This is a genomic window from Allobosea sp. NPDC055594 (assembly GCF_053618995.1).
In genome coordinates this window covers 839,956-848,082 of sequence record NZ_JBSHIO010000001.1, presented here as the reverse complement: position 1 = coordinate 848,082, position 8,127 = coordinate 839,956, and the positions used below count along the sequence as shown (strand labels likewise).

Here is an 8,127-nt window from a genome sequence, read left to right as displayed (position 1 = left end):
AAAGGGGTCAGCCTATCCAGTGGCCGACTTTTACGCCGCCCGCGCCGGCACAAACGCCGGCGCTCCACTGGATGGTTTTCTCACCGCCGTGCACACAAGACGCTGCATCGGGTCTTTCCGGGCCCCGGCCGGCTCCAGCCCTGGCCGAAGGTCGCTCGCATCGGTGGTGGTGGTCCGCTGCTCTATCAGAACTATCGGAGCCGCTATTGGGAGCCGGTGTTTGCGAAGCTGGGCTTGCCCTATGTCACGCCGCATTCGGCCCGGCACTCCTTCATCTCGACGCTTCAGGCCGAGGGCATCGAGGTCGGGCTGGTCGCCAAGCTCGCCGGCCACGCCAACGCCACCGTGACGCTCGGCCATTATACCCAGGCCGTTCGCGGCGGGGAGGCCGCCGTGGCCGCGCTCGACCGAGCCTATGCGGTGGGCAGGTAGAACGCGCTCGCGATGCGGGGGGACAAGAGCGGGGAGGGTGGTCTATCGGCCGCTGCTCCCCGTCGTCATTTGCGGCGTCGGCGGCCTATCGGCGCCTCGGCGACCCGGCGTCCGACGCAATATCAACCTGTCTTTCGGAAAATTATGCCCGGCGTCTCGGCGTGTTTCGATCGTCTCGGAACACGATGGAGACGACGCCATGGACCAGTACCGCCTGATCGATCTGCGCAGCCAGGTGCTGATCATCGTCACGCTGGAGCAGGCGGCCGAACTCGCCGAGATCGACGCCGACGAGATCCTTTGGGCGATCGAGGCCGCGGGCATCTGCGAGACCGATCTGCACGTCATCGCCGCCGTGGACGAGCCCGCTGCGCTCTGATGCGCGGCGCTCTGCACGATCGCATCGTCGCCCGCCTCGTCGCGGAGCGGCAGTCGCAGCGTCTGACCCAGGCTCAGCTCGCGGAGCGTCTTGGCCGCTCGACCAGCTTCGTGTTTCGCTACGAGGTCGGCGCCCGCTACATCGACATTGCCGAGTTCATCGTCATCGCCCGCGCGCTCGACGTCGACCCCTATGAGCTGTTGCGGCAGGCTGAAGCGGAGGGCTGACGGGCGCCTGTGCCGCGCGGCGGCTACAGCTATAGCGGCCCACCCGCCAGCGGCCGCGCGGGCACGTACCCCGGCCCAGCGCGGCCATGCTGACCGGCAGGGGCGCACCAGCCGGCCGCTGTAGAACCATGCCGCCGGCGCTCCGGGGGATGTTGCTTCGCAACTCCCCCTATCTATCGGAGTTTGAAGCGAGCGCGATGGGACCCGTCGGTCAACCGCAGAGCTTTTGCCGGCACGTACTATGTGACACACGGCGAGCCAAGGATTCGGACTAGCGATCTACGGGGCGGGGCAGTACTCTCAAATTTGTTCGATATCCGTAATATGAAGGGCAGGGCATGATTCCTATCCAGAATATTGATCAGCTGTCTGAAAATCTATTGAACTTTGAATCGGGCATAAGAAGTTCTGATCAATCAAAGGTTCAATCGTATAAGGATTTCGTGAAGCGCGGGATCTGTTTTGTTCCTTATATTGTTGAATCGTCCATTCATTTTGCCCCGTCTCGATTCATTGGGTACATTAACAATGATTTACAACAACATGAATCTGAATCGAAGCATGGTCAGATAACAAACGATGCGATATCCAGAGTTTTGAGGCACGATCCAGCATTGATTCCTAATCTGGAAAAAACATTCAGAGATTATTGTCAGAGCTTAGGCTTTGACGCCCAGGAGCGGGGCCAGTTTGGCCGAGAGAGACGCTATTGGCTACCAGAAGAAGTTTTATCGCAGATAGAGGCTGAGATTGTAAAGAATATCTCATCCGATCCAAGCGTCAACGCGACGGATCGGCAGCAAGTTATTTTGGCGCGGATCGGTCAAGGGCAGTTCCGAAAGAATCTGATCGATCTGTGGAAGAAATGCCCAATTACCAATGTCGAAATAGTCTCTATATTGAGGGCATCGCATATAAAGCCTTGGGCAAATTCCACAAATATAGAAAGAGTGGACCCTTATAACGGAATACTATTGTCGCCGAATATGGATGCGCTGTTCGATAAAGGATTTATCTCCTTTAAGGACGATGGATCCATTATCATATCGCATCAAATTGGCGCCGATGGCATGAGGGCATTGGGAGGAGATGCCAGGATCAAACTGCGCTTTGATCCAAAACATTTCCCATATTTGGCATTCCACAGAAGCGAGCGGCTGCAGAGTTGAAGTGCGCTCGTAGCGCTTCAACAGCCGCCCACCAGCTGGGTAAGCGATCTGCTGGACGTTTAGAATGACAGGCAGTTCACGACGCCGTTGGTGTTGGTGCAGCGGGTCAGGCTAGGCGACGATGCCGCCTGACGGCGGTTGAATTCGCTGTTGCCCCGCTCGAGTTCGATCGCGAGGCGCGCCTTCGCCTCGGCATCGCTCATTTGGCCGGAGCGCACGCTCTGCGCCAGCAGGTCGCCGACGGCGAGATAGCGGACGCCGAGGTCGTTGTTCATCTGGCCAGCGGTTCCGGCGGCAACGCGACCGCGAATGCAATCCCACATGGTCAGATACGAAGCGGACCGCGCCGAGCATTTCGACTGGGCGTCGACGAGGCCGACGCAGCCGGACAAAGCGATCCCAGACATCAAAGCAGCGGCAAGAGTGGCGAGTTTCATTCGGAAGGTTCCTCAGGCAAAAAATCGACACGGAAACACGCCGAAAATCTGCGCACAATCATTGGTTTGCAGGTGCAATCAGCTGTGCGTGCAGGAAGCTTGGATCGGCGGTTTCGTGGACATGGTGTGCGGCCGCAGACAGGGCAGGGCGGTGCCGCGGCTGGATCGCCAGCATGAACACGACATGCGAAGTCCGGATCGCCCAGATTTCGGCGTCGTCGGCGACGCGTCGGAGATCGTCCGCGACATCGCGAATGAAGCTCTCGCGCTCCTTGCGCTGGAAATGTTGATAGACGAGCAGCGAGTGGCCGGCGCGGTAGGTCGCGGCCAACTCGTCACGATAGACATATTTCGAGGAGTTGCGCCGCCCTTTCGCGATCGAGCCGACCTCGATGCCGTTGTCGGGGTCAAAGAAGATGAGGTCGGTATCGGCGAGGATCTTGCTCGCCTGCAGAAACCACATTTGCCGCTCGAACAGCGCGTCTGGCACGACGGTATTGACGAAGATGGTGTCGGGCAGGACCTCACTGTTCTCGATCAGGATCAATCGCCGCGCATCCGGCGCGTCCTTTACCTGCCGCAGCAGGGCGAACAGTTCGGGATCGTGCCGCTCGTAGCCGGGTTGATCAAGGTAGCCGAGCTTGTTGCCGTCGCTGCGGCCATCCGGCGGCGTCAGCATCCAGCAGACGCCGAGCTTCAGGCCTGATCGACCAAGCAGCCGCAGCAGGGCGTACTTCCGATAGTCGTTGACGTCGCCAACGTACTGTTCCTTCACGCCCCGCTCCCCGAATCATGCGTTCGGGGCGAAGCATGCGCGAATACCCTATTTTGGGGTATTCGAAATTCGGGTTGATTTGGACGGCCGGTTTCATCGCTTCAGGCGCCGGCTTTGGCTTCAACCTATCCCGAACTCTACAAGGCCCTGCTCCAGGCGCTCATCCAGGCGCGCAAGGACGCCGGCATTACGCAGGTCGAGCTGGCTACCCGTATCGGACGGCGGCAGACCTTCGTGTCGAAGTACGAAACAGAGGAACGGCGGCTCGATGTGGCCGAATACATCGCTATCGCGAAGGCGATAGACGTCGAGCCTTACGCTCTGATCCGGGCGGCAGAAGCTGTAAGCTAAACTGATCATGGGGCAAGATCGCAAGACGGGCACAGCATCGAGAGCGTTGCGATGCCCAACATCGCGATTTCAGGTCCAAGCTGGCTGACCCTCGATCTGGAAGGCAGGCACGTCGCCGTCTTCGTTCTGCGACTGCTCGACGGGCTCGACCTCGTCTTCGATCTTCTGCTTGATATGGAGAAGGGGCTGGAGTTCCGCTCGTAGACGAACCGCAAGAAGGCGATTCTATCCTTCAGAAATCACGCGACGTCCATGAAGCTCCATACGCTCGAATAGGATAGCGCAGAACGATGCAGTTGAACGACCTCCTCCTCAAGGCCGGCGTCGACCCGACGCGGACGTTGGTATTTCGGCATAAGCCGCAGGAAGCGCAGCTTGCAAAGGCTCTGCCGCTGATCGCGAGCGAGCGCCCGCGCCAGTTCAACATCTTCCAGTCGTACCAGGGGCCGTCCGTCGAGCGTTCTATGCTCGCGCTGCGCGGTGGCTGGCTCGCCAGTTTCATCGCGTATGGGCCGGCGAAAGCCGCGTTCGTCGGCATCTACGAGATAGGCACAGACGCCCAACCGCACGATCGCGATCAGTTTTGGGCCGTGCCTGAGAACCAGGCGCTGGCCGAACACGGCTATTGGGGCTTCACGGAAGCCGAGACGCGGCCGCACCTGATGCGCTTCGATTTGCGTGAGACCGAGCACTACGCGGATTGGCGGGGGAAGCTGATCGTGGGATGGCCGCCGCCCGAGCGCAGCTGGTATCGGCGGGCGAACAACAACGTCATGCCCATCCTCGCGATCCGCGAGGAGAGTGCATTCGCTCCTCCTCTGCCGAATTGGGACGAGGTGGAGTTCACCTGGTCCGAACTGGCCATACTGCCGCAGCGGTGGCGGGCGGCCTTGGAGCATTGGCGCGGAATCTACGCTATATGGGATTCAGCCATCGCGAAGACCTACGTCGGCTCGGCCTACGGCGTGAGCAATATTCTGGGCCGCTGGCTGACTTATGCCGCGACCGGCCACGGCGGAAACAAGCTTTTGCGGAATCGCGATCCGCAGGCCTTCCGCTTCACAATCCTCCAACGGGTTTCCCCGGACATGCTGCCCGAGGAAGTCATCAGGCTCGAATCGTCTTGGAAGACACGACTCCATACGCGGGCGCCGCACGGCTTGAACGAGAATTAAGGCTGACCGGTTGAGCTGATCACGGCCCTTGGAATGGGCAGCCCTCGCAGATTTTCACTCGGTTGGCAGTTTCGGGCCAGCATGTCATATGTGGAACGACCCGCTAGGCAAGGGCTTTTCAGGCATTCGATCACGCGCGGACGGTGCGGTCATATGTCCGGCCTATCAGCGCGGCTCTCGACCGCTGGCCTCGATGAAGTCCGCGATGCGAGTGGCTGATCAACGGCCCGCGCTTTTTGCGCGTTGACACATGCGGCCTCTTTCGCCTCGGGATTTTGTCCCACGGGATCATCGTCTGCTTTATGCACCTCGCTCTGCCGGTTACCGCACGGGTCAGCTCGTTTTGGCCGACTTCCGGTTCAAGCGCTCGCTGCGCTATTCACCGGTGCCAGACCTCGATATGTCCCGCTCTTGGTCAAAAGCGTCCATATAACCCGCGCAAGCTTGTTGGCGAGTGCGATGGCCACGACCTTGTAGGGCCGTCGTGCCAGAAGCGCACTTAGCCATATTGCTGCTCTATCGTTACCCGGCACGCGTCGCAGGACGGAGCTTGCACCCAGGACAAGGAGAGAGCGGAGTTCCGTATTGCCCATCTTCGATATTCCTCCCAACCGCTCTTGCCACCGCTCGAACGAGACCTCGGTGTCAGTCCCAGCCAGGCGGCGAAGTGACGGCCGGATTTGAACCGGTCGGGATCTGGAACAAGTGCCTTGATCGACGCCGTTGTGATCGGACCAATGCCCGGTATTGTAGCTAAACGGCGCGTATCCTCGTCGCACTTTATACCAACGGCCCTCATGCCTGACCGAAATGCGCCCATTCGCACATCCCGATTGATGTGATGGTCTTAGGTTGGCCCTTCGAGCGAATGTCCTTCAGCCTGTCGGGACCGCCTTCGTTGAAACGGTGAACCCAGTCGCGCAGCGTCTGGCGGTCCATCCCGCCGATCCGTGCTGCCTGCTCCCGATCCATGCCGTCGAGAACTGCCGCCAACGACAAAAGCCGGTGGCTCTGATTGGCGTGCCTGGACCGTGCCGCAAGCCGACGCAGGTCGAAGGCCGAGTAGTCAGTTCGAAGCTTCATCGCAGCAGGCATGGCGCGAATCCTCCTCGCGCCCATGGAATCAGTGAAACGAACCGACGAAAAGACCTCGTGAGGCAGCCTCAGCGCCCGTTGATATTACCCCGCGACAACCTCCTCTTCGAGCTTCTCGATCTGGTTGAGGTTACATGACGATTTCCAGGTGGCCGCAACTCCCTGAAAGCGACTTAGCCTCGGCCATTCAACCTCCTTCAGAGGAAACAGCTTGTGTCCGTCGAATTGTTCATAATTCCTTCGGCGCGAATTTATTGCCCCGAGCCACTTTGGGCGTATGAGCAATTATCGCCAATGCCGAGCTTATCTGATCAATGCCTTCCTCGCCCTCGACGAGGAGACGCCGGAGGACGATCGCCTTCGACGCGCTATTGAGTTTGTGCTGGAGGCGGTCGCCCGCACTGAACGGGACGCGCCATGCTCGAATGTCGTGCCGTTTCCCGCGTCATCAAATCTTGCAGATGCTCCACGAGCCAAAAAGCCGGGAACGTGACGGCAGACACGACGTAGTTTACGATCTGATCTTCCGTGCCGCGAGACAACGTTACGGGCTGGTACCGGGCGACCAATTCTGTCCCCAGAGTGGTCGTCCGGTCCCAATTTGGTGCGAGGGGCGGCACGGGTCCCTTGACGAGCAGTGCTCGATGCATGTCAACACGTTCGACCCAAGGTGCTCATCGTTCTGGCGGCCGAAGGCCGGTTTCCAGCACGCCTCGTGCCGCGGTAAATGCAGCCTCCTGTGTCGGCACGGAGGCTTGCTGCTGTTCCAGAAGCAAGAGGGCCGTTTCGTAGATTTCCCGCACGTCCTCGCTCCCAGCGGCACCTTTTTGTACGAGGCAATGCAAGAGCCCCTCCATGGCGGCCGGCAATACGAGATTACTCGCGGCCATCGAATCGGAGGTTGGCATCAGGGCAACAATCGTTACTGAGCCAGAGGCTGCGGCTCCGGCACGTCATACCCGTCCGCTTGATAGAGGTTGATCTTGTTGCGCAATGTGCGGACGGCGATGTCGAGCCGGTTGGCGGCCTGCGTGCGGTTGCCGCTCGTCTGCCGCAAGGTCGCCAGGATCAAGTCGCGTTCGACATCGGGAAGCGTTCGGCCAACGAGCAGTTCCACGACAGCGTAATCCGAGTGAAGGTCGTGCATGGCCACGGTCCTCTCTGATCCCCATACCCCGATGGACCTCTCAAGGGGACGCCTGCATGATTAAAGATTGGTAAACACCTCTAATAAGACATGAGAATCAGCGAGCCCCGCTATCCTCAGTCAAAGTCGGAGACGATGAATGGCTATCGTCCAGGCAACTGCCGAGGAGCCAATAGATTCGTCAAGTTGATTTTCAACGGCTTCCTTTACGAAGAAATTATCTTGCTGGAATCAACGGCCAAAGTGGCGTAAATTTTCGTGTAATCGCCGTAACGTGGCCAATTTGTCGGAGGCAGACATGAGCGCGGCATGTTTCTCCTGGGGACCCTCGCAAACCTTCAGCAATGCGGTGTATCCTTTTCAACTGATGCTGATTTTCCTTCAGGAGCTTGACGGCAGGCGTTATGGCTACCGCCAAGGGGATAAGCTCGACCGCCTCTGCATTTGCGTCCATGCTTATGAGGCGGTGATTGGGCGAGGCAGCTTGAAGCGCTATCCTTTCATAGTAGTTTGAACGACCTGATCGTCGCGGCTTCGCGGAATGGACAAGGAGGTCCTTTACCCCTTTCCGGGATCGGATGAGCCCGGAGAGTCGGTTTTTGATGGCCAAAGGTTTGTAGCGGAAACTGGCATCACCGGAGCAGACATGACGACACGCGGGCAGAGGGCTGGGTTTGCTAGGTTAATGCTGCGTTGGCCGGGAGGCCGTGCGACCCTTCTGGAGAAGGGAACGTCCGACGAAACTCTGCTCGACCTCTGCGAAAGCTATGATCTCGCCTGCAACGCCGCCGTTCACTGGTCAAAGTCCGACAAGCCGCGCGCGGCGGATATCGCCTGTGAGTATCGCGGTCTTATATTCGAGTTGGAGATTGAGGCGCGCGAGATGGTGAACGTCAAGCTCAGACGGCTAGGCAACGATATCCGATATCCATGTTGACGA

General features: G+C 59.2%; 14 protein-coding genes and 1 pseudogene. 10 read left to right on the top strand and 5 right to left on the bottom strand.

The features are described from left to right. The first annotated feature begins 102 nt into the window (after positions 1-102). The 4 genes from ACWGRX_RS04010 to ACWGRX_RS03995 all read left to right on the top strand — a co-directional run bounded on the left by ACWGRX_RS04010 (position 103) and on the right by ACWGRX_RS03995 (position 2,207). Entirely contained in the window at positions 103-432 is a 330-nt protein-coding gene (locus ACWGRX_RS04010; protein WP_452116508.1) for a tyrosine-type recombinase/integrase, read from the top strand. Positions 433-631: 199 nt separating this feature from the next. Continuing rightward, entirely contained in the window at positions 632-811 is a 180-nt protein-coding gene (locus tag ACWGRX_RS04005; protein ID WP_452116496.1) for a hypothetical protein, read from the top strand. Continuing rightward, complete coding sequence (locus ACWGRX_RS04000) at positions 811-1,038, top strand: helix-turn-helix domain-containing protein (protein ID WP_452116495.1); 228 nt, start codon at positions 811-813, stop codon at positions 1,036-1,038. The genes ACWGRX_RS04005 and ACWGRX_RS04000 overlap by 1 nt, the downstream gene beginning before the upstream one ends. A 338-nt stretch (positions 1,039-1,376) precedes the next feature. Next, positions 1,377-2,207, top strand: a complete 831-nt coding sequence (locus ACWGRX_RS03995; RefSeq protein ID WP_452116494.1) for an HNH endonuclease — start codon at positions 1,377-1,379, stop codon at positions 2,205-2,207. Between the two features lie 59 nt (positions 2,208-2,266). On the opposite strand, the gene ACWGRX_RS03990 is transcribed toward ACWGRX_RS03995, so the two are convergent. Both ACWGRX_RS03990 and ACWGRX_RS03985 read right to left on the bottom strand, forming a co-directional pair. After that, positions 2,267-2,644 (bottom strand): hypothetical protein, encoded by a 378-nt coding sequence (locus ACWGRX_RS03990; RefSeq protein ID WP_452116493.1) that lies wholly within the window; start codon positions 2,642-2,644, stop codon positions 2,267-2,269. 58 nt (positions 2,645-2,702) lie between these two features. Continuing rightward, entirely contained in the window at positions 2,703-3,419 is a 717-nt protein-coding gene (locus tag ACWGRX_RS03985; protein WP_452116492.1) for a hypothetical protein, read from the bottom strand. Between the two features lie 114 nt (positions 3,420-3,533). Between ACWGRX_RS03985 and ACWGRX_RS03980 the strand changes: the two genes are divergently transcribed. The 3 genes from ACWGRX_RS03980 to ACWGRX_RS03970 all read left to right on the top strand — a co-directional run bounded on the left by ACWGRX_RS03980 (position 3,534) and on the right by ACWGRX_RS03970 (position 4,945). Next, positions 3,534-3,770 (top strand): helix-turn-helix domain-containing protein, encoded by a 237-nt coding sequence (locus ACWGRX_RS03980; protein WP_452116491.1) that lies wholly within the window; start codon positions 3,534-3,536, stop codon positions 3,768-3,770. A 51-nt stretch (positions 3,771-3,821) separates the two neighbouring features. Then, complete coding sequence (locus ACWGRX_RS03975) at positions 3,822-3,974, top strand: hypothetical protein (protein WP_452116490.1); 153 nt, start codon at positions 3,822-3,824, stop codon at positions 3,972-3,974. A gap of 86 nt (positions 3,975-4,060) precedes the next feature. Further along, a complete protein-coding gene (locus ACWGRX_RS03970) occupies positions 4,061-4,945 on the top strand; it encodes a GIY-YIG nuclease family protein (protein ID WP_452116489.1) in 885 nt (294 codons plus the stop codon). Between the two features lie 359 nt (positions 4,946-5,304). Here the strand turns inward: ACWGRX_RS03970 and ACWGRX_RS03965 are convergent. Both ACWGRX_RS03965 and ACWGRX_RS03960 read right to left on the bottom strand, forming a co-directional pair. After that, positions 5,305-5,726: pseudogene (locus ACWGRX_RS03965) on the bottom strand (IS110 family RNA-guided transposase); the annotation flags it as partial. A gap of 14 nt (positions 5,727-5,740) precedes the next feature. Beyond that, positions 5,741-6,040 (bottom strand): helix-turn-helix domain-containing protein, encoded by a 300-nt coding sequence (locus tag ACWGRX_RS03960; protein ID WP_452116488.1) that lies wholly within the window; start codon positions 6,038-6,040, stop codon positions 5,741-5,743. A 277-nt stretch (positions 6,041-6,317) separates the two neighbouring features. On the opposite strand from ACWGRX_RS03960, the gene ACWGRX_RS03955 reads away from it, so the two are divergent. Continuing rightward, on the top strand, positions 6,318-6,533 hold the full coding sequence (locus tag ACWGRX_RS03955; protein ID WP_452116487.1) for a hypothetical protein: 216 nt from the start codon (positions 6,318-6,320) through the stop codon (positions 6,531-6,533). Between the two features lie 429 nt (positions 6,534-6,962). Here ACWGRX_RS03955 and ACWGRX_RS03950 read toward each other — a convergent pair whose 3' ends face one another. Further along, positions 6,963-7,187, bottom strand: coding sequence for a helix-turn-helix domain-containing protein (locus ACWGRX_RS03950; RefSeq protein ID WP_452116507.1), 225 nt, complete (start codon positions 7,185-7,187; stop codon positions 6,963-6,965). 298 nt (positions 7,188-7,485) lie between these two features. On the opposite strand from ACWGRX_RS03950, the gene ACWGRX_RS03945 reads away from it, so the two are divergent. Further along, positions 7,486-7,701: a hypothetical protein gene (locus ACWGRX_RS03945; RefSeq protein WP_452116486.1), complete on the top strand. Its 216-nt coding sequence runs from the start codon at positions 7,486-7,488 to the stop codon at positions 7,699-7,701. Positions 7,702-7,728: 27 nt separating this feature from the next. Continuing rightward, on the top strand, positions 7,729-8,124 hold the full coding sequence (locus ACWGRX_RS03940) for a hypothetical protein (RefSeq protein ID WP_452116485.1): 396 nt from the start codon (positions 7,729-7,731) through the stop codon (positions 8,122-8,124). The last annotated feature ends 3 nt before the right edge of the window (positions 8,125-8,127 follow it).